Here is a 19,081-nt window from a genome sequence, read left to right on the forward strand (position 1 = left end):
TTATGACATTAGTTTATCAATCAACGCGTGATGCGAACAATACAGTAACAGCCAGTCAGGCGATTTTGCAAGGTTTGGCAACAGATGGAGGCTTGTTTACTCCAGTGAGCTATCCAAAGGTGGACTTGGATTTTGAAACATTAAAGGACGCTTCTTACCAAGAAGTAGCTAAGCTTGTCTTGTCAGCTTTCTTGGACGACTTTACAGCAGAAGAGTTGGACTACTGTATCACCAACGCCTATGACAGCAAGTTTGATACACCAGCAATTGCCCCTCTTGTAAAACTTGATGGCCAATACAACTTGGAACTTTTCCACGGTTCAACCATTGCCTTTAAAGATATGGCCTTGTCTATCTTGCCATACTTTATGACAACGGCAGCTAAGAAACACGGCTTGGAAAACAAGATAGTCATCTTGACAGCAACATCTGGAGATACTGGGAAAGCTGCTATGGCAGGTTTTGCAGATGTTCCAGGTACTGAAATTATCGTCTTTTATCCAAAAGACGGTGTCAGTAAGGTACAAGAGTTGCAAATGACCACTCAAACGGGCGAAAATACCCATGTTATCGCTATTGATGGAAACTTTGACGATGCTCAAACCAATGTGAAACATATGTTCAATGATGTAGCTCTTCGTGAGAAATTGGCAGCCAACAAGCTCCAGTTTTCATCAGCTAACTCTATGAATATTGGTCGTTTGGTCCCACAGATTGTCTATTATGTTTATGCCTACGCTCAGCTTGTTAAAACTGGCGAAATTAATGCAGGTGATAAGGTTAACTTCACCGTACCGACAGGGAACTTTGGAAATATCTTAGCTGCCTTTTACGCAAAACAAATCGGTCTACCAGTTGGCAAGTTAATCTGTGCTTCAAATGACAACAATGTCTTGACAGATTTCTTTAAAACTCGTGTTTATGACAAGAAGCGTGAGTTTAAGGTAACCACTAGTCCATCTATGGATATCTTAGTGTCTTCAAACTTGGAGCGCTTGATTTTCCATCTTTTGGATAATGATGCGGTTAAGACAGCTGAACTCATGAATGCTTTGAATAGCCAAGGTCAGTATGAATTGACAGATTTTGATGCAGAGATTCTTGACCTTTTTGCAGCAGAGTATGCTACGGAAGCAGAAACAGCAGCAGAAATCAAGCGTGTTTATGAGTCAGATTCTTATATTGAGGACCCTCATACAGCAGTTGCCTCAGCCGTATATAAAAAATATCAAGCGGGGACAGGCGATGTGGCTAAGACCGTGATTGCTTCAACAGCTAGTCCATATAAATTCCCAGTAGTTGCAGTAGAAGCTGTAACAGGGAAATCAGGCTTGACCGACTTTGAAGCTTTGGCTCAGTTGCACGAAATTTCAGGAGTGGCAGTGCCACCAGCAGTTGATGGCCTTGAAACAGCTCCAGTTCGTCACAAGACAACTGTTGCAGTGGCAGATATGCAGGCAGCAGTAGAATCTTATTTAGGACTTTAAAAGAGAGGAAGTAAACTCGGTTGGGAAACTAACTGAGTTTCTTTTCATCAGGAGGAAGGATTGTTTAAGAAAAATAAGGATATTCTCAACATAGCTTTACCTGCCATGGGTGAAAATTTCTTGCAGATGCTCATGGGGATGGTCGATAGCTACTTGGTAGCTAATCTGGGGTTGATCGCCATTTCGGGTGTGTCTGTAGCTGGAAATATTATCACCATTTATCAGGCTATTTTTATTGCCTTGGGAGCAGCAATTTCTAGTGTTATATCAAAAAGTGTGGGACAGAAAGATCAGTCTAGACTAGCCTACCATGTGACAGAAGCTCTCAAGATAACCTTGCTATTGAGTTTAATTTTAGGTAGCTTGTCCATCTTTGCAGGTCAAGAGATGATTGGTCTTTTGGGTACTGAACAGGTTGTGGCTGAAAGTGGAGGCTTATACCTATCTTTAGTTGGCGGGACAATCGTTCTCCTGGGCTTAATGACTAGTTTAGGGGCCTTGATTCGCGCTACCCACAATCCTCGACTGCCGCTTTATGTTAGTTTTTTATCCAATGCTTTAAATATTGTTTTTTCAAGTGTCGCCATTTTTATCCTTGATATGGGGATAGCTGGTGTAGCTTGGGGGACTATTTTGTCTCGGTTGGTCGGGGTTGTGATTTTGTGGTCACAATTAAAACTTCCATATATGAGACCGACGTTTGGGCTGGATAAAGACCTGCTGACCTTGGCTTTACCTGCAGCGGGAGAACGTCTCATGATGAGGGCTGGTGATGTAGTCATAATTGCCTTGGTTGTTTCCTTTGGTACGGAGGCAGTCGCGGGAAATGCTATCGGTGAAGTTTTGACTCAGTTCAACTATATACCTGCTTTTGGTGTTGCGACAGCAACAGTCATGCAGGTAGCTCGAGCAGTTGGGGAGAATGATTGGGCAAGGGTGGACAGACTAAGTAAGCAAACTTTTTGCTTGTCTTTCTTTCTCATGTTGCCTTTAACGATTAGTATCTATGCTCTCGGGACACCACTAAGCTATCTCTACACCAGCGACCCTGTGGCTATCAAAGCCAGTGTTTTAGTGACTCTTTTTTCACTTTTAGGGACTCCTATGACAACGGGAACGGTCATTTATACAGCTGTCTGGCAAGGTTTGGGAAATGCCCGACTTCCCTTTTATGCGACAAGTATTGGAATGTGGTGCATCCGTATTGGGACTAGTTACCTGATGGGAATTGTTCTTGGCTGGGGTTTGCCTGGTATCTGGGCAGGAACGCTTTTGGATAATGGTTTCCGTTGGATTTTCCTACGCTATCGTTACAAATCTTATATGACATTGAAAGGATAAGAAATGCAAGAAACGGCTTTTATTTGGGATTTAGACGGGACCTTATTGGACTCCTATGAAGCTATTTTGTCAGGAATTGAGGAGACCTATGCACAGTTTTCCATTCCTTTTGACAAGGAAAAAGTTCGAGCTTTTATCTTGAAATACTCTGTCCAGGATTTACTAGTGCAAGTGGCAGAAGAAAGAGGCTTAGATGTTGATAGGCTCAATCAAGTCCGTGCTCAGAGCTTGGCTGAAAAGAATGCCCAGGTCATATTGATGCCGGGGGCGCGCGAGGTTTTAGCCTGGGCAAATCAGCAAGGAATTCAGCAATTTGTCTACACCCACAAAGGTGATAATGCCTTGACTATTTTACGAGATTTGGGCTTGGATGTTTATTTCACAGAAATTTTGACAAGCCAGAGCGGTTTTGCTCGGAAACCAAATCCAGAAGCAGCGACCTACCTTATCAGTAAATACCATTTAAAACCAGACCGCACCTTTTATATAGGGGACCGTACTTTGGATATCGAATTTGCTCAAAACAGTGGCATCCAGAGTATCAATTTCCTTGGAACTCCGGTGGATTGCAATCATCAGATTTCTTGTTTAGCGGATATTCCTTCTCTCTCTTTATGAAAGTTTTATGAAAGAGAATATGTCAGCTTTGTGACAAAATTCATACATACTATTTCAATTAATGTGGTTTGTTACAGAGACTAGACAGTTTTATTAAATAGCCCCCAAAGGGCTTTTTTTCTTTTTTCTTTATGTTATGATAGAAAGGTACTACATTTGAAAAGGAGTTTGAATAGTATGAAGAAACGAATTATTTTAGCATCAACAGTAGCTCTATCACTTGCCCCTACCTTGGCGACTCAAGCAGAAGAAATTGTATGGTCACCACGTACCGTTGAGCAAATTCAAAACGATATTTCTAAAAGTGAAAACAAAACAAGTTACACAATCAAGTATGGGGATACTTTAAGCACAATTGCGGAAGCTTTGGGAGTAGACTTAAATGTCCTTGCCAACTTGAACAAAATCAGCAATATTGATTTGATTTTCCCTGAGACAGTTCTTACTACAACTGTTAACGAAGATGAAGAAGTAACAGAAGTTGAAGTATACACACCTCAAGAAGACGGTGGTGAAGGAACAACTGCGACAGCAGATTTGACAAATAACCAAGTCACTGTTGATGACCAAACTGTACAAGTTGAAGATTTGACGCAACCAGTTGAAGAAACAGAAGTTGTAGCAGAAACAACAGATTCACAAGCTAATGAGGAAGCTGTAACAGAACCTGCAGCACCAGCTGAAGAAACAGCAACTACTGTTGAGGAAACAACTACGATCGCTGAACCAACAACTACGGTCGCTGAACCAACTACAACTGTTGAAGAACCAACGACTACAGTTGAGGAGACAACTACAACAGAAGCTACTACTGAAGAAGTAACAGAAGCTCAGTCAGCTCCAGCAACTTATCAAGCTGAACCAAGTCAAGGTGCATCAGCAACTTATACAGCGCCAGCGGCTCCTGATTATGCAAGTATTGCAGCTTCAAAATCAGAAAATGCAGGTCTTCAACCACAAACGGCTGCCTTTAAAGAAGAAGTAGCTAACTTGTTTGGTATCACATCATTTAGTGGTTACCGCCCAGGAGATAGTGGGGATCACGGAAAAGGTCTTGCTATTGACTTTATGGTTCCAGTAAGTTCAGCCCTAGGTGATCAAATTGCAGATTATGCTATCCAAAATATAGCTAGCCGTGGCATTAGCTACATCATCTGGAAACAACGTTTCTACGCACCATACCCAAGTAAATATGGACCGGCTTACACTTGGAATCCAATGCCAGACCGTGGTAGTATCACAGAAAACCACTATGACCACGTTCACGTATCTATGAATTAAAAATAATAAGAAGCTATACATTTAAAAGTGTAGCTTCTTTTTTTGTAAAAATAGTATTTACAAGTGAAAAAAATATCAAACATGATAAAATGTAAGCGAATACAAAACTATACCAACGATTTTAAGCATAGAGAGAAAGGATGATAAAGATGACAAACCGATTAAAAACTCCATTTGAGAAAACAAGAGATGATTTTGAAGAGGAATTTTGCGGAGAAATTGTTGAGCTCTTGATTTTTACCTTCCAAAATGTAAGTGGAGCAATCTCCTTAAAAGATGGATGCAAGGTACCGTCAGTAAATTTTAAAGCTAGTGTCAATGTCGCAACCCAGGAATTCTCTGAACGTGAAGGACGTTTGGAATGGCTCCTGACTCCAGAAGAATTTGAAGAAAAGCGATGGGGATTTAGTTTTGAACCCTACAAAATTCATCGGATCAAATGTCAAAAACGCCCCTTCATGGAACTAGAGCCATATATGTCAGAAGTAGCTAACAACTGCTATCGTTTGCTGGAATATTTAGATGACCAATCCACGGATGCTAGATTAGAGACCTTGATTGAAACCTATCAAAAACCAGTCATCATTCAAGACGATATTGGTGAATTCACCTTAAATAGAGCCTATTCTTGGTTTGAAGGCTTCATCACTTATGAGGGCGGTAAGATTCATGCTATCTTTGTTGCGGATGCAGATGAAAGTCTTCCTCCAAGTTCTTTCGATGATCTAAAGAAATTTATGGAAACCTTCCAAGTCCAAGATGCTCGGATTAAAGACTATATTGTCAAAGAACTGTGGGAAGCAGCTCAAGACTGGATAGATTCGGATGAAAATGATGTGGAGTTAACAGAAGAGTATTTCACCAACTCACTTTCCTTGAGTGAACTATCGATCAACGAAGATGGGGAATTGACCCTCTACTATGATGATAGCGAGGAAATTTTTGCAGGCCATGCCATTGAAGTCGTCATTGATAAAGAGGGAGAAATCCTTCGAGCAGATTTGGTAGGTTAGTGCTGGATTTTATCTAGAATATAAGAAACATAGCCTTTTGGGATTGAAACCAAGAGGCTATGTTTTCGGAGTGAGCAAAATAGTTGCGTTTTTTAACCTGCTTGTATTATAATTGATAAGTCAATAGTTGACAAATCAAATATTAACAAAGGAATAGAAATGTCAGAAATCAATGAATTACTGTACCAGCTCCATTTGGTAGATCAGACGATTACTCAACTTTTTGAGAAACAATTGGGAATAAGTTTGACACGCTATCAAATTCTGCAGTTTTTATTGCAAAAGTCACCATGTAACCAAACTGCCGTTCAAGAGAAGTTACAGATTGACCAGGCAGCTTTGACTCGTCATTTTAAGATACTGGAGTCAGAAGGTTATGTGACTCGTAAGCGTAATCCGCTTAATCAACGAGAGGTTTTAGTTGAATTAACCCAAGAAGCCAAGAATCAACTATTAGTTAATCCACCTAAATATCACTTGAATGTGAAGGAACAGATGGAGAGCATTTTATCGACAACTGAGCAGAGAGAGCTGATAACTTTACTAACAAAACTAGTCTCAGGTTTAGAAAAAATAGAATTTTAAGGAGAAAACGATGTCAATCATTACTACTATCTTAGCAACTATCGTTGCCCTCGAGCATTTTTATATTTTTTATTTGGAAAGTATCGCAACCCAATCAGACGCAACCAGCCGTGTCTTTAACATGAACAAGGAAGAATTAGCACGACCATCTGTCACCTCATTGTTTAAAAACCAAGGAATTTATAATGCCTTGATTGGGGTATTTCTTATCTATGGAATTTATTTCTCACATAGCTTAGAAATCGTAACAATCTTTGTATTGTTTGTCATAGGAGCAGCGACCTATGGTGCCTTAACAGCAGATAAAAAAATCATTCTAAAGCAAGGTGGTCCAGCGATCATAACTCTTTTGAGTATCCTCTTATTAAAATAAAAACAACCAGCACTTTCTATGAAGGTGCTGGTTTTTAATAACTACTGTTAAACTTTTCTCCGCTTGATTTCAAGCAGTCTTTGATAGAAGAAGATTTGGCTACTATAGATATAAGGGAAGATAGAGATACTTGCGATTCCAAAGCTAATCCAGATAAGGATGTACCAAGGAAGTAGCTGTAAATCAAGGACAAAGCGTTGGAACTTATAGCCTTTCATGAGAAAGCGGCTGGTATGAAGCACGCGGCTCGGTTTGGCAATTCCGATTGCAAGGGTGTCACATAAAAGTAGTTCAACTTGGGAATAGGCATAATACTGTGGCAGATAGATAATGGTTCCTAAAATCATTACTAGGACGCTACCAAAGAAATAGAGAGCGAAAGTAAGTAGGAAGTGTTCGATATCTGGATTTGTCACGTCGACAGATGGAAATTCGGGATGAAGTTCCACAAATTTACGAGCCATGGCACTGCTATAAAAGAGCAAGTAGACTCCAAAAAGATTAGGAATGCTCCATAAAAAGAGGTAGAAACGCTTGAGTAAGAGCGTTAGAAAAGTTTGGGTAAAGAAGCGGTTGTCAAGCAAGGACAGACTATCTTTAAAGGAAAGCTCTATCTCAGAAATTCTGTAAAGATTAATCGTGGTAAAGAGAGCACCAGCTAGGATGATGGAACTTGTAAATCCAACGGCTATCGGAAAGAGAGCAGACTGGATTGTAATCCCTAGAAAACTCAAGAAGGACTGTTCAAGAATGCCTTCATCAAGTAGGGATAAAGGTCTGATAAAGCTCGATAGAATCAAGAGAATACTTGGCAATAAAAAGACAAGCAGCAGACGTGGGTGTTCAGCTTGAAATTGTCTAGCCTGCTGGCGAACTTCTTTTAAATTAATTTTTGGGTACTTCATTCTTTCATTATACCATAGTTCGTGACAGTTCCTGTTTTTTTTGATAGAATCATACAGTATGCCCTTGGGCACAAAGTAAGAACTAGGACTGTCTTTCCCAGCTTCGGAGGTAAAAAATGTCAGATTCGCCAATCAAATACCGCTTGATTAAAAAAGAAAAACACACAGGAGCTCGTTTGGGTGAGATTATCACACCCCATGGTACCTTCCCAACGCCTATGTTTATGCCAGTAGGGACTCAGGCAACGGTCAAGACTCAGTCGCCAGAAGAATTGAAAGAGATGGGTTCAGGAATTATCCTTTCTAACACTTATCACTTGTGGCTTCGCCCTGGGGACGAACTCATTGCCCGTGCTGGAGGTCTTCACAAGTTCATGAATTGGGACCAACCAATCTTGACAGATAGCGGTGGATTTCAAGTGTATTCCCTAGCGGATAGCCGTAATATTACAGAAGAAGGGGTAACCTTCAAGAACCACCTCAACGGTTCTAAGATGTTTCTTTCACCTGAAAAGGCCATTTCTATTCAGAACAATCTGGGCTCAGACATCATGATGTCTTTTGATGAATGTCCTCAATTTTATCAACCTTATGATTATGTGAAAAAATCGATTGAACGTACTAGCCGTTGGGCAGAGCGTGGTTTAAAGGCTCACCGTCGTCCGCATGATCAAGGTTTATTTGGGATTGTACAGGGGGCAGGATTTGAAGATCTTCGTCGTCAATCAGCTTATGATCTTATAAGCATGGATTTCCCAGGCTACTCTATCGGAGGACTAGCAGTTGGAGAAACCCATGAGGAGATGAATGCAGTTTTGGACTTTACTACTCAACTGCTTCCTGAGAACAAACCTCGTTACTTGATGGGAGTGGGAGCGCCAGATAGCTTGATTGATGGGGTGATTCGTGGGGTAGATATGTTTGACTGTGTCTTGCCGACTCGTATCGCTCGTAACGGGACTTGTATGACCAGTCAAGGTCGTTTGGTTGTCAAGAATGCCCAGTTTGCGGAGGACTTCACACCACTTGATCCTGAGTGTGATTGCTACACATGTAAGAACTACACCCGTGCCTATCTTCGTCACTTGCTCAAGGCTGATGAAACCTTTGGTATCCGCTTGACAAGTTACCATAATCTCTACTTCTTGCTCAACCTCATGAAGCAGGTTCGCCAGGCTATCATGGATGACAATCTCTTGGAATTCCGTGAGCATTTTGTTGAAAAATATGGCTATAACAAGTCTGGACGTAATTTCTAAATTTAACTTAATGTTAGCTAAAAATCCTAAGTTTTATCTTAGGATTTTTCTGTTTTTTTTGATAAAATAAAGGTATTATGGATTGAAAATTAGATGGCTTTTTTGCTAATCTAATGAATGGAGAATAAACTCGTATGCGTATTAAATGGTTTTCCTTAATTAGGATTACAGGTTTGCTTTTGGTACTCTTGTACCATTTCTTTCAGACGCTTTTCCCAGGAGGTTTCTTTGGGGTTGACGTCTTCTTCACATTTTCAGGTTTTTTAATTACTTCACTATTATTAGAAGAATTTGGACAAAAAGGTAAGATTGATGTCCTAGGATTTTTTAGACGACGCTTCTATCGGATTTTTCCACCGGTTGTTTTAATGATTCTTGTCATCATGCCATTCACCTTCTTGGTTCGCCAAGATTATGTGGCAGGAATTGGTGGTCAGATTGCCGGTGTTCTAGGATTTATGACTAACTTCTATGAAATGCTGACAGGAGGGAGTTATGAATCTCAATTTATCCCTCACCTCTTTGTTCACAACTGGAGCTTAGCAGTTGAAGTTCATTATTATATCTTGTGGGGCCTAGCAGTCTGGTTCTTGTCCAAACGTGCAAAGACAAGTGGACAACTACGAGGAATGATTTTCCTACTTTCCTCAGCAACTTTTATGATTAGCTTCCTTTCTATGTTTATTGGTAGCTTTATCGTTAGCTCCTACTCAACACTCTACTTCTCAACTTTGACTCATGTCTTTCCATTCTTCTTAGGAAGTGTACTTGCGACCTTGGTAGGTGTTCGCCATGTAACGCCTCTTCTCAAACGTTTGAATAGAAGCTTGGATTTGAGACAAACCTTACTAGTCTTTGGGGCGGGTCTAGGAGTCTTGCTCTTATTGACCTTCTTTGTAAAATTCACTTATCTCTTTGCCTATTTGTTTGGTTTCTTGTTGGCAAGCTTGGCTGCGCTTCTGATGATTGTTGCAGCACGACTGTTGCACGAGAAAACTCCGACAATCGAAGAACCAAAGGTTATCAGTTTTTTAGCAGATACCAGCTATGCTGTTTATCTTTTCCACTGGCCGTTTTATATTATTTTCTCTCAATTGATGGGGAATATACCGGCAGTGATTCTAACAATTATCTTCTCTTATCTCTTTGCTACCCTTTCTTTCTATATGATCGAACCTTTCATTGCAGGGAAGTCCAGTAAACTCTTGCGAATGGCAGAAGAAATTCCGCACATCAAACCAATCTTTGCTGGTAGTGTGGGAGTTCTTAGTTTGATCACCTTAGTCGTGATACTGATTGCTCCTCAAGTAGGCGCATTTGAAACGGATTTGATGGTTACTGGTCTCAATCAAGCCCAAACTAATATTACTCGAACAAAAACGATGGCAGAACAAGCAGAAGCCAGTCGCTACAACATAGCTGATGGCGTGTCCATCATTGGAGATTCTGTCACCTTGCGTGCTTCCGAAGGGCTGAAAGAAATCTTACCAGATGCTCAGATTGATGGTCAGGTCAGTCGAAACACCAAACAGGCAAATGCATTGATGCTGAATTACAGTCAGAATAAAGCCTTGCCTAAAATTGTAGTCATCGCGACTGGTGTTAATAATCCTGAAGATTATAAGGCTGATTTGGATCTACTGATAACAAATCTACCTAAGGGACATCAGCTTGTCCTTGTAACTCCATACGAGGGTGATACAACGCAGGAAACGCAACCTTACGTAGAACAGTACGCAAGCTATGCACGTGAACTGGCACAAAAATATCCATATATTGCACTTGCAGATTGGAACCAGGTAGCCAAAGATCATCCAGATATTTGGAAGGGAACAGACCAGGTTCACTTCGGTAGTGATACTACCAAGCAGGATGAAGGAGCTAAACTTTACGCAGAAACTATTAATGCTGCCGTCAAAGCTCTTGCAGATAAACCTGTCAAATCAAAATAAACACTAAAAAGTAGAGATTCTATCTCTACTTTTTTGTTTTAAACAGGATTGGGAAAAACTTGCCAAATTGTCAGAATTATGAGAAAATAGGAGCAGTCAAAAAAATGGAGGGAATGCAATGAGAGAAGACATCAAGATTAATGACCGCGCTCTAGCCTTGGAAGACCAAATCATTGAAGTACTCGAAAAAGTATATGATACAGATGTAGAACTAGATGTATACAATCTTGGATTGATTTATGAGATTCATTTAGATGAGGCTGGACTTTGTACGATTGTCATGACCTTCACCGATACTGCTTGTGACTGTGCAGAAAGTCTGCCGATTGAGATTGTGGCAGGTTTAAAACAAATTGATGGGATTGAGGATGTCAAGGTTGAGGTGACCTGGTCTCCTGCCTGGAAGATCACACGTATTAGCCGTTATGGACGTATAGCTTTAGGACTACCTCCACGATAGTTGTTCCTATTTTGAAAAACACAAAAAAAGCAAGTCTACAGTGACTTGCTTTTAATTTGCTTATTTTTTACCCGATTGTCCCATATTCCAGAAGTCTGTAACGGCACCACGTGATGCAGAAGATACGGTGTGGGCGTACTTACCAAGGACACCACGGCTATAGAGTGGTGGCAAGGTTGTTTCTGCCTTACGTTTTTCAAGTTCTTCTTCGGATACGGCCATAGAAATTTCTTTAGTATCTTGGTCGACAGTGACGATATCTCCTGTACGAAGGTAGGCAATTGGTCCACCATCCTGAGCTTCAGGAGCGATATGTCCAACAACCAGTCCATAAGTTCCACCAGAGAAGCGTCCGTCAGTCAAGAGGGCCACCTTGTCTCCTTGGCCTTTACCGACGATCATAGAAGAAAGTGATAGCATCTCAGGCATACCAGGACCACCCTTAGGTCCGACGAAACGAACAACGACAACATCGCCATCAACGATTTCATCTGACAAGACAGCTTGGATAGCATCTTCTTCAGAGTCAAATACCTTAGCTGGACCAACGTGGCGACGAACTTTAACACCGGATACCTTGGCAACTGCACCGTCAGGAGCAAGATTCCCGTTCAAGATGATAAGCGGACCGTCCGCACGTTTAGGATTTTCAAGTGGCATAATGACTTTTTGCCCTGGTGTCAAATCTGCAAAGTCAGCTAAGTTTTCAGCGACAGTTTTACCAGTACATGTGATACGGTCTCCGTGAAGGAATCCATTTGCCAACAAGTACTTCATAACTGCAGGCACACCACCAACTTCGTAGAGGTCTTGGAAGACATACTGACCAGAAGGTTTCAAATCGGCTAAGTGAGGGACACGTTCTTGGATGGTATTGAAGTCCTCGAGCGACAAGTCAACATTAGCCGCGTGGGCAATGGCTAGCAAGTGAAGAGTGGCATTTGTAGAACCCCCTAGAGCCATAGTAACTGTAATGGCATCTTCAAAGGCTTCGCGAGTTAAGATATCAGATGGTTTGATCCCAAGTTCAAGCATTTTAACGACAGCACGTCCAGCTGCTTCGATGTCTTCCTTCTTATCGGCAGATTCTGCAGGGTGAGAAGAAGAACCTGGCAAGCTCATACCGAGAACTTCGATAGCAGTAGCCATGGTGTTAGCTGTATACATACCACCGCAACCACCAGGGCCAGGGCAGGCATTACATTCGAGACGTTTCACGTCTTCAGCCGTCATATCACCGTGGTTCCATTTTCCGATTCCTTCAAATACAGAAACCAAGTCGATGTCTTTGCCATCTAGTTTTCCAGGGGCGATAGTACCACCGTAGGCGAAAATAGCTGGGATATCCATATTGGCAATGGCAATCATAGAACCAGGCATGTTCTTGTCACAACCACCGATAGCGACGAAGGCATCTACGTTGTGACCACCCATAGCAGCTTCGATAGAATCCGCGATGATATCACGTGACGTTAGGGAGAAGCGCATACCAGGCGTTCCCATGGCAATCCCATCTGCTACCGTAATGGTTCCAAATTGAACCGGCCAAGCACCAGCAGATTTGACACCTTCTTTAGCCAATTTCCCAAAGTCATGCAAGTGGATATTACATGGTGTATTTTCTGCCCAGGTTGAAATGACCCCTACAATCGGTGTTTCAAAGTCTTTATCTGTCATCCCGGTTGCTCGCATCATAGCACGGTTTGGTGATTTAACCATACTATCATAGATACTGCTGCGGTGACGTTTATCTAATTCTGTCATTCAAGTCCCTCCCGTTTCAGTTTGTTCCATTATAGCACATTTTTCGCATGAATAACAGAAGAAAATTCTTGAATTTTCAGACAATTCAATAATGAACTATAAAAAAATTAATCTTTTTTTGTCAAGTAACTTTACTTTACAAAAAAGTTTTGATATACTATTAAAGTTGATGAAAATCAAACCTAACTGAATTATATCTTAAAAGGAGAAATCAAAATGGCAGTACCTGCACGTCGCACTTCAAAAGCGAAGAAAAACAAACGTCGTACACACTACAAAGTAACAGCTCCATCTGTAAACTTTGACGAAACTACTGGAGATTACTCACGTTCTCACCGCGTATCACTTAAAGGATACTACAAAGGACGTAAGATCGCTAAAGCTGCATCAGCTGAATAATAGAAGGGAGATACCATGCGCGTAAATATTACACTTGAACACAAAGAATCTGGTGAACGCTTGTACCTTACTTCTAAAAACAAACGTAACACTCCAGACCGTCTTCAATTGAAGAAATACTCACCAAAACTTCGCAAACACGTTGTGTTTACAGAAGTGAAATAGGGGTTCACTACACGTCAATAGACGTTAAAAACCTTGATTTTAAGCAATTTTTGAAATTTCAAATTTCACTACATTGCAATATAAATCAATCGAATCACTACCTTTTTCACTACCTTTTTTGAAATAAAAATAATGATTCGGATATTTAAAAGAAGAGGAACTTTAGTGTGAAGCTCCTCTTTTTGTTATTTGTTCTTTTACTTACAAATAGTAACATTTGGTTTGGAAAGTATGGGTTTTCAGTTGGGTTAAAAACAGGGGAATATTTTTAGTTCTGTAAGTATTAATCTATACGCTTACATATATCTTTTGCTCTCTATCCTTTAGGTGAAAATACCGATTTTATGGTATAATAAGGATAACTCTATATAAGGAGGTGTGCCATGACTCTTGATGTGAATAAAGAAGAATTAACAATTTTAGGAATTCCCTTTGATAACTTTTCAGATTTTGATACTGTCTGGTATGCTATTGGGTCATCAATGATTGAAAATTATGAACCTACTGTTCAAGATGTGATTGATTTAAAAACTTATGTTATCAACAAACGAAAGGAATTGAATATTGGTTAAAAATCAATACGAAGGCTATGAGTACATTGACCCCAATCACCAATATACCTATCCAAATTCTACAGTCTTAATCAACAAACAAAATATTACAAATATTGAAGAAGCCTATCGGAATGAGCATTTATTCGTTACTAAAAGGCTTGCAGACTTGCGCTTGAAAACCATTGAAGTATATTCCATTAGTGATATTTTAGCCATTCATAAATATTTATTTCAAGATGTCTATGCTTGGGCGGGGCAATTTCGCAAGGTGAATATCTCAAAAAATGGGAATCCTTTTATGTCAATACAATCTTTCAGTACTGCCCAAGTATATATAAACCGCCTTATTCATACCTATTATCAAACTGCTAATTCAAAAGATGGGATTATTAAACAATTAGCAAAAATTCTTGATAATCTTAATTATTTCCATCCCTTCCGAGAAGGTAATGGACGAACTCAACGAGAAGTTATTCGTTCCTTAGCACTGTCAAAAGGATATTCTGCACAAATACGTGTTGAGCAAGATGACGAGGTTTACAATCTTTATATGGACGGAACAGTCTATGGAGATTTAAGAAAGTTAGAAGAACTACTTGGTAAAATACTGGAAAAATTGTAAATTAGTCTACAAAAATACTTCTATATTTTTAAATATCCTAAATATCACAGAAAATTATAACTTACCAAGGTTTAAATCATAATAGATAGACAAAAAGCTTCTGAAATCTAACATTTCAGAAGCTTTTTTCTTGTCATAAAATGGCTACAACTATTATTATTCAATACATATTATATCTATTTATTAAAATAATTAATAATTAAGTAGTGGTCCGCTAAGATGAAATTCAAAATTTGTAACATCAACTAAACCAACAACTTTGTCACTTTGATATAATTCCATCAAAAATTGTGCCATCTCTTCACTTGTGTGATATTTAGCAAAATGCTCATCATAATCATATTCTTTAGAATCTGTAGCAACTTGACCGAATTCCGTTTTTGTGGCAGCTGGAGCTAAAACCTTAGCTTTTAATTGATGTTGATTTGCCTCTAGTTCCAATGCCAAGCCTTCTGTAAAAGCACTGACATAAAATTTACTTGCACAGTATGTAACTGCATTTGGAACCATCATGTATCCGCCTCTAGATGATAAGTTAATCAATTGAGCGCCTTTACAATCTTTATAATCTCTCACATATAGAGTTGATAGAATTGTTAAAGCTTCAATGTTTAGATGGATTAATGTTATTATCTTTTCTAAATCTTGAGATTCAACCTTATCATAATTTCCAAAACCAGCATTATTTATTAGCGTAGTAATGTGATATTTTTTCAAGCTTTCATAAAGAGCAAAAACATTACTGGACTTCGATAAATCAACAACTTTAATAACAACATCTAAATCCGGATAATGGTTCAAAATCTCTTGCTTCAATTTTTCTAGTCGTTCTTGACGCCGAGCAATTAAAATAAGATTCGTTCCTAATTTTGCAAATTGTCTTGCTGTCTCCGCTCCTATACCAGCACTGGCTCCAGTAATACAAGTATAATTCTTCGTTTGTTCCATACTATTTTCTCCTTTACAGATTGCTATTTGCATTTTTTATAAGAGTCGCTGCTCCCATCAAGGTTCTTGACAGCCTTATCACTAAGCCCCTTTGGAGCTCTCTATTCCTTCAAACCAATTTTTCGTCTATATGGTATTACCTCCTCTCCTAGCTTTATATCAAATTCCTTTGATACTATGTATTTTACATAGTAAAGCGCACTTTATGTCAAGAGAAAACTGAAAATTTTTTAATTTTTTAAAAATTATGCTAAAATAATAAAAAATAAAGGGGGGAAATATTATGGCTTACTATTCTATTGGAGAATTTGCTAAAAAAACTGGACTTCCTATTCCCACACTTCGATACTATGAGCAAGAAAAATTGATTTACTCACACAGAGAAGAAAATAATCGTAGATACTATGATGACTCTGATATAGCGTGGGCTCAATTCATTATTAGATTAAAAAAGACGGGAATGTCTATTAAAAATATGCAAGAATACGCTGACCTAAGATATAAAGGAGACTCCACAATTCCTCAACGACTTAGACTACTATTTTTTCAACTTGATGAACTTCATAAGCAACAAACTGAAATTAACCAACATATTGATTTTCTTGAAAAGAAAATTAAAACTTATTTAGGTATTAATCCTAATTAGCACCATTATTATTTTCTTTATCTAAAAAAGGGATTGACAATTGAACTCTTTTTATATTACTTGTTAAATGGTTGTAATTGGGATTTTCTTAAGTTGAACTTGTAAAATAGAAGTGTATACATTTTTAATCTATAGTCGTAGAGATTTAGTAAAACTATAGCCAAATATAGATCTTTTTCTATAATTTACTAATGTCTGTTATAATGGACATTATTTGAAATTTCCATTATAACAGACATTAATACAGTTTTGTAACATTATTTTGGTATAGTAATATTATAAAAGGAGGCGAGAAACATGAGAAAAATTGTTAGCATATTATTGTTGTCATTATCAATAATTACGTTAATTGCTTGCTCAAAAAACAACTACCAATCTTTAGATGGTGAGTATTATTGGATCTCAAGTGAAAGAAACGAGTTGGCGTTTACTATTAAAGGAGAAAATGCTTCCATTGAGCATGGAGAAGCCGACAGCTTTACCATTAACAAAAAAAAGAATACGATCGAATTAACTGGACAAAATATTGCAAGTCGAACAGAAGAATATTCATTTAAAGATGGGGTCTTTTCTGTTGATATTAGTGGAGTTAAGTACGACTACTATCTTAAAGATAGCGAAGCATATAATAACGCACTAAAACAATATGGATATAAATAACATCATTCACACCTATTTTGCCGAATAGGTGTTTTTATTTGAAAAAAAGCAGAAAAAAGCGCAAAAAATCACTTCCTGTGCTATACTGTAATTGAAAATTTTTTAATTAAAAAAGCTACATCTTCTGCAGCTTTCTAATCTGGTGGAAAATAACCCAACTGCTCAGCGATATGAATCGCCTCCTGCCTGTTAGTCACTCCCAATTTTGAAAAGATATTGGCCAAATGATTGGAAACTGTACGTTTACTAACATAGACCTTGTCACAGACATCATCAATGGTCAAGCCATTTCTAACCAGTTCTAGTATCTCGATTTCTCGTGGTGTTAGCACCTCTACCATCACTTCATCTGAAAAGACCTTACCACCTAGATAAATCTTTTCCAGTTTTTTCACCAACTCATCTGGGTCCATACTTTTGTCCAGAAAGCCATAAGCCCCCATAACTTTAGCTCGGTGTTCATACATTTTTTTACTGTAACCTGTCAAAATCACAACCTTACTAGAACAACCATTGTCGATAATCTCTTGTGCCAAGGTCAGCCCATCATCTTGATACAGACTCGTCAGGTTGATGTCAATCAAAATAATGTCGTAGTCATTAAAAGCAATCTCCGAAATAGTCGAAAAATTATCCACTAACTGGACCTTTTTAATGTTTTCCGATAACTCTAAAATCATCTTGATACTTTGGCTAAATAATTTATGATCATCAATTAACAAAATTTTCATAACACAACTCCTTATCAATCGGGAGAGTAATTTCTACACGAAATTTCTTATTATTTTCAAAAATCTGCATTTGACCACCTAAAACACTAATTTTATTAGACATATTTTTCAAGCCATAACCTAAGGATTTTTCTGTTTGAAGGAAGTCATTTTCAGAAATGATAAAAATAGCGTCATCATGCACATCAATCTTCAACGAAATCCTTCCACCACTAGCGTACTTAACGGCATTGGTCGCCAACTCCTCAACCAGACGATAGGCAATTTTATCGTAAGGAGATAAAAGCCTAAAGTGGGCAGGAAACTGTGTGACTACTTCATTTTCTGCGTGATAGCGTTTGACAATCCGATTAATCAGCCCTTGATACTGGATGTCTAACTGCTCGTCTGTTTCTACCATTGGCTGATAATAATCCATCCGCTCACGAATCCGCTGAACCAACTCCTCTGTTACCAGATTGATCTGTTCACCAAAAGCTTGATTGCTACTATATTTATTGAAATTTTTTATTGCCATAACATTTTGCAGGATTTCATTGTGAAGAAATTCGGAGAACTGTTGTTCTGTATCTTCATTTGCCAGCAGATTTTTCACCATACGGTTACGCTTTAAAAAGAGAACTTTTACATAATCCCCAGAATCTAGCATTTCAGCAGAACGAAAGAGGCGAATCAATTCTTCCGAACAAATCCCGAACAATAGTAACATGATATTCAAGACCAAAAAGCTCGTGTTTAAATCTAGACGAAAGATGATGAAAATGCCTACTAACAAAAACATAACCAGTAAAAACAAGCGTGAAAAAGCTTTTATATAGGACAATTTTAACTCTGATACCTTTTTTTGAAGAGAGCTGATAATTGTTTTGAAGTGTAAAAAAGCTAAGATACCAAGAATTTCTAGATACCAGACTAGGTTCATCACTCCTGAGCCCCTCGTATTGATATACAAAAAGAAATAAGAAAGAGGCAATATCAAAGCTAATATCCACAAATTTCGTCTCTGATACTTGAGTTTACTTTTCAACTCTTTATGATATAAAATCAGTAAAATCAAGGGAACAAGGTTTAAAAAGAAAGACGCAAACAAGGACAGAAATAGAAAAATTGAAGGACTTAACAGATATGAACTAATGGTGATTAGTGTCAACACAAAGGACACACTCAACAGTTCTTCTCCTATTTTCTCTCCCAGAAAGATAATAGACAGAGAACTATACACCAATAAAAAAGAGTTGAGCGGATGAAGAATATCAAAAAAGTGCAACAGGGTGCTCGCAACTCCTTGATTAAATATGGATTGCCAGCTAATGAGAAA

The 19,081-nt window shown here is 38.6% G+C and carries 21 protein-coding genes; 16 read left to right on the forward strand and 5 right to left on the reverse strand.

Annotated features, from left to right (window positions below; all coding sequences use genetic code 11):
• Window positions 1-2: 2 nt before the first annotated feature.
• From thrC to QM382_RS06880, 7 genes are all read left to right on the forward strand, one after another.
• Window positions 3-1,487, forward strand: coding sequence for a threonine synthase (thrC, locus tag QM382_RS06850; protein WP_414272856.1), 1,485 nt, complete (start codon window positions 3-5; stop codon window positions 1,485-1,487).
• Between the two features lie 60 nt (window positions 1,488-1,547).
• Window positions 1,548-2,828, forward strand: coding sequence for an MATE family efflux transporter (locus QM382_RS06855; RefSeq protein ID WP_414272857.1), 1,281 nt, complete (start codon window positions 1,548-1,550; stop codon window positions 2,826-2,828).
• A 3-nt stretch (window positions 2,829-2,831) separates the two neighbouring features.
• Window positions 2,832-3,446: an HAD family hydrolase gene (locus QM382_RS06860; RefSeq protein ID WP_414272858.1), complete on the forward strand. Its 615-nt coding sequence runs from the start codon at window positions 2,832-2,834 to the stop codon at window positions 3,444-3,446.
• 177 nt (window positions 3,447-3,623) lie between these two features.
• Window positions 3,624-4,727, forward strand: coding sequence for a LysM peptidoglycan-binding domain-containing protein (locus tag QM382_RS06865; protein ID WP_414272859.1), 1,104 nt, complete (start codon window positions 3,624-3,626; stop codon window positions 4,725-4,727).
• A 149-nt stretch (window positions 4,728-4,876) separates the two neighbouring features.
• The gene (locus tag QM382_RS06870) at window positions 4,877-5,740 is read left to right on the forward strand and encodes a DUF2262 domain-containing protein (RefSeq protein WP_303405603.1); all 864 of its coding nucleotides are present in this window, start codon (window positions 4,877-4,879) and stop codon (window positions 5,738-5,740) included.
• A 159-nt stretch (window positions 5,741-5,899) separates the two neighbouring features.
• Window positions 5,900-6,325, forward strand: a complete 426-nt coding sequence (locus QM382_RS06875) for a MarR family winged helix-turn-helix transcriptional regulator (protein ID WP_303405605.1) — start codon at window positions 5,900-5,902, stop codon at window positions 6,323-6,325.
• Between the two features lie 10 nt (window positions 6,326-6,335).
• Complete coding sequence (locus QM382_RS06880) at window positions 6,336-6,698, forward strand: DUF1304 domain-containing protein (RefSeq protein WP_303405607.1); 363 nt, start codon at window positions 6,336-6,338, stop codon at window positions 6,696-6,698.
• Between the two features lie 47 nt (window positions 6,699-6,745).
• On the opposite strand, the gene QM382_RS06885 is transcribed toward QM382_RS06880, so the two are convergent.
• Window positions 6,746-7,603 (reverse strand): DUF975 family protein, encoded by an 858-nt coding sequence (locus tag QM382_RS06885; RefSeq protein ID WP_414268749.1) that lies wholly within the window; start codon window positions 7,601-7,603, stop codon window positions 6,746-6,748.
• Between the two features lie 116 nt (window positions 7,604-7,719).
• Here QM382_RS06885 and tgt point away from each other — a divergent pair, with 116 nt between their 5' ends.
• The 3 genes from tgt to QM382_RS06900 all read left to right on the forward strand — a co-directional run bounded on the left by tgt (window position 7,720) and on the right by QM382_RS06900 (window position 11,274).
• Entirely contained in the window at window positions 7,720-8,862 is a 1,143-nt protein-coding gene (gene tgt, locus QM382_RS06890; protein ID WP_414272861.1) for a tRNA guanosine(34) transglycosylase Tgt, read from the forward strand.
• A 134-nt stretch (window positions 8,863-8,996) separates the two neighbouring features.
• Window positions 8,997-10,814: an acyltransferase family protein gene (locus QM382_RS06895; RefSeq protein ID WP_414272862.1), complete on the forward strand. Its 1,818-nt coding sequence runs from the start codon at window positions 8,997-8,999 to the stop codon at window positions 10,812-10,814.
• 118 nt (window positions 10,815-10,932) lie between these two features.
• A complete protein-coding gene (locus QM382_RS06900) occupies window positions 10,933-11,274 on the forward strand; it encodes a metal-sulfur cluster assembly factor (protein WP_223333996.1) in 342 nt (113 codons plus the stop codon).
• A gap of 60 nt (window positions 11,275-11,334) precedes the next feature.
• On the opposite strand, the gene ilvD is transcribed toward QM382_RS06900, so the two are convergent.
• Complete coding sequence (gene ilvD, locus QM382_RS06905; RefSeq protein ID WP_414272863.1) at window positions 11,335-13,038, reverse strand: dihydroxy-acid dehydratase; 1,704 nt, start codon at window positions 13,036-13,038, stop codon at window positions 11,335-11,337.
• A 216-nt stretch (window positions 13,039-13,254) separates the two neighbouring features.
• Here ilvD and rpmF point away from each other — a divergent pair, with 216 nt between their 5' ends.
• The 4 genes from rpmF (at window position 13,255) to QM382_RS06925 (ending at window position 14,778) form a co-directional block, all read left to right on the forward strand.
• The gene (gene rpmF, locus QM382_RS06910) at window positions 13,255-13,437 is read left to right on the forward strand and encodes a 50S ribosomal protein L32 (RefSeq protein ID WP_000290417.1); all 183 of its coding nucleotides are present in this window, start codon (window positions 13,255-13,257) and stop codon (window positions 13,435-13,437) included.
• A gap of 15 nt (window positions 13,438-13,452) precedes the next feature.
• Window positions 13,453-13,602, forward strand: a complete 150-nt coding sequence (gene rpmG, locus QM382_RS06915; protein WP_001265622.1) for a 50S ribosomal protein L33 — start codon at window positions 13,453-13,455, stop codon at window positions 13,600-13,602.
• 383 nt (window positions 13,603-13,985) lie between these two features.
• Window positions 13,986-14,174: a hypothetical protein gene (locus QM382_RS06920; protein ID WP_000171299.1), complete on the forward strand. Its 189-nt coding sequence runs from the start codon at window positions 13,986-13,988 to the stop codon at window positions 14,172-14,174.
• A complete protein-coding gene (locus tag QM382_RS06925; protein WP_000240414.1) occupies window positions 14,167-14,778 on the forward strand; it encodes a Fic/DOC family protein in 612 nt (203 codons plus the stop codon). Before QM382_RS06920 ends, QM382_RS06925 begins: the two co-directional genes overlap by 8 nt.
• Window positions 14,779-14,970: 192 nt before the next feature.
• Here the strand turns inward: QM382_RS06925 and QM382_RS06930 are convergent, their stop codons facing one another.
• Entirely contained in the window at window positions 14,971-15,726 is a 756-nt protein-coding gene (locus QM382_RS06930) for an SDR family NAD(P)-dependent oxidoreductase (protein ID WP_049489283.1), read from the reverse strand.
• A gap of 283 nt (window positions 15,727-16,009) precedes the next feature.
• Between QM382_RS06930 and QM382_RS06935 the strand changes: the two genes are divergently transcribed.
• Window positions 16,010-16,372, forward strand: coding sequence for a MerR family transcriptional regulator (locus QM382_RS06935; protein ID WP_000332322.1), 363 nt, complete (start codon window positions 16,010-16,012; stop codon window positions 16,370-16,372).
• 297 nt (window positions 16,373-16,669) lie between these two features.
• Window positions 16,670-17,032: a hypothetical protein gene (locus tag QM382_RS06940; protein WP_001227153.1), complete on the forward strand. Its 363-nt coding sequence runs from the start codon at window positions 16,670-16,672 to the stop codon at window positions 17,030-17,032.
• A 134-nt stretch (window positions 17,033-17,166) separates the two neighbouring features.
• Here QM382_RS06940 and QM382_RS06945 read toward each other — a convergent pair whose 3' ends face one another.
• Both QM382_RS06945 and QM382_RS06950 read right to left on the reverse strand, forming a co-directional pair.
• Window positions 17,167-17,763: a response regulator transcription factor gene (locus QM382_RS06945; RefSeq protein ID WP_000698198.1), complete on the reverse strand. Its 597-nt coding sequence runs from the start codon at window positions 17,761-17,763 to the stop codon at window positions 17,167-17,169.
• Window positions 17,744-18,472: an ATP-binding protein gene (locus QM382_RS06950; protein ID WP_414272864.1), complete on the reverse strand. Its 729-nt coding sequence runs from the start codon at window positions 18,470-18,472 to the stop codon at window positions 17,744-17,746. Before QM382_RS06950 ends, QM382_RS06945 begins: the two co-directional genes overlap by 20 nt.
• Window positions 18,473-19,081: the final 609 nt, after the last annotated feature.

The organism is Streptococcus infantis (assembly GCF_047465185.1).
GTDB lineage: Bacteria > Bacillota > Bacilli > Lactobacillales > Streptococcaceae > Streptococcus > Streptococcus infantis_O.

Bases quoted from the DNA above. Each gene is read 5' to 3' on its own strand.
- rpmF (WP_000290417.1), top strand. From the start codon at position 13,255: ATGGCAGTACCTGCACGTCGCACTTCAAAAGCGAAGAAAAACAAACGT.
- QM382_RS06945 (WP_000698198.1), bottom strand. From the start codon at position 17,763: ATGAAAATTTTGTTAATTGATGATCATAAATTATTTAGCCAAAGTATC.
- QM382_RS06940 (WP_001227153.1), top strand. From the start codon at position 16,670: ATGAGAAAAATTGTTAGCATATTATTGTTGTCATTATCAATAATTACG.
- thrC (WP_414272856.1), top strand. From the start codon at position 3: ATGACATTAGTTTATCAATCAACGCGTGATGCGAACAATACAGTAACA.
- QM382_RS06865 (WP_414272859.1), top strand. From the start codon at position 3,624: ATGAAGAAACGAATTATTTTAGCATCAACAGTAGCTCTATCACTTGCC.
- QM382_RS06895 (WP_414272862.1), top strand. From the start codon at position 8,997: ATGCGTATTAAATGGTTTTCCTTAATTAGGATTACAGGTTTGCTTTTG.
- rpmG (WP_001265622.1), top strand. From the start codon at position 13,453: ATGCGCGTAAATATTACACTTGAACACAAAGAATCTGGTGAACGCTTG.
- QM382_RS06880 (WP_303405607.1), top strand. From the start codon at position 6,336: ATGTCAATCATTACTACTATCTTAGCAACTATCGTTGCCCTCGAGCAT.
- tgt (WP_414272861.1), top strand. From the start codon at position 7,720: ATGTCAGATTCGCCAATCAAATACCGCTTGATTAAAAAAGAAAAACAC.
- QM382_RS06860 (WP_414272858.1), top strand. From the start codon at position 2,832: ATGCAAGAAACGGCTTTTATTTGGGATTTAGACGGGACCTTATTGGAC.
- QM382_RS06930 (WP_049489283.1), bottom strand. From the start codon at position 15,726: ATGGAACAAACGAAGAATTATACTTGTATTACTGGAGCCAGTGCTGGT.
- QM382_RS06885 (WP_414268749.1), bottom strand. From the start codon at position 7,603: ATGAAGTACCCAAAAATTAATTTAAAAGAAGTTCGCCAGCAGGCTAGA.
- QM382_RS06900 (WP_223333996.1), top strand. From the start codon at position 10,933: ATGAGAGAAGACATCAAGATTAATGACCGCGCTCTAGCCTTGGAAGAC.
- QM382_RS06875 (WP_303405605.1), top strand. From the start codon at position 5,900: ATGTCAGAAATCAATGAATTACTGTACCAGCTCCATTTGGTAGATCAG.
- QM382_RS06935 (WP_000332322.1), top strand. From the start codon at position 16,010: ATGGCTTACTATTCTATTGGAGAATTTGCTAAAAAAACTGGACTTCCT.
- ilvD (WP_414272863.1), bottom strand. From the start codon at position 13,038: ATGACAGAATTAGATAAACGTCACCGCAGCAGTATCTATGATAGTATG.
- QM382_RS06950 (WP_414272864.1), bottom strand. From the start codon at position 18,472: ATGTTACTATTGTTCGGGATTTGTTCGGAAGAATTGATTCGCCTCTTT.
- QM382_RS06920 (WP_000171299.1), top strand. From the start codon at position 13,986: ATGACTCTTGATGTGAATAAAGAAGAATTAACAATTTTAGGAATTCCC.
- QM382_RS06870 (WP_303405603.1), top strand. From the start codon at position 4,877: ATGACAAACCGATTAAAAACTCCATTTGAGAAAACAAGAGATGATTTT.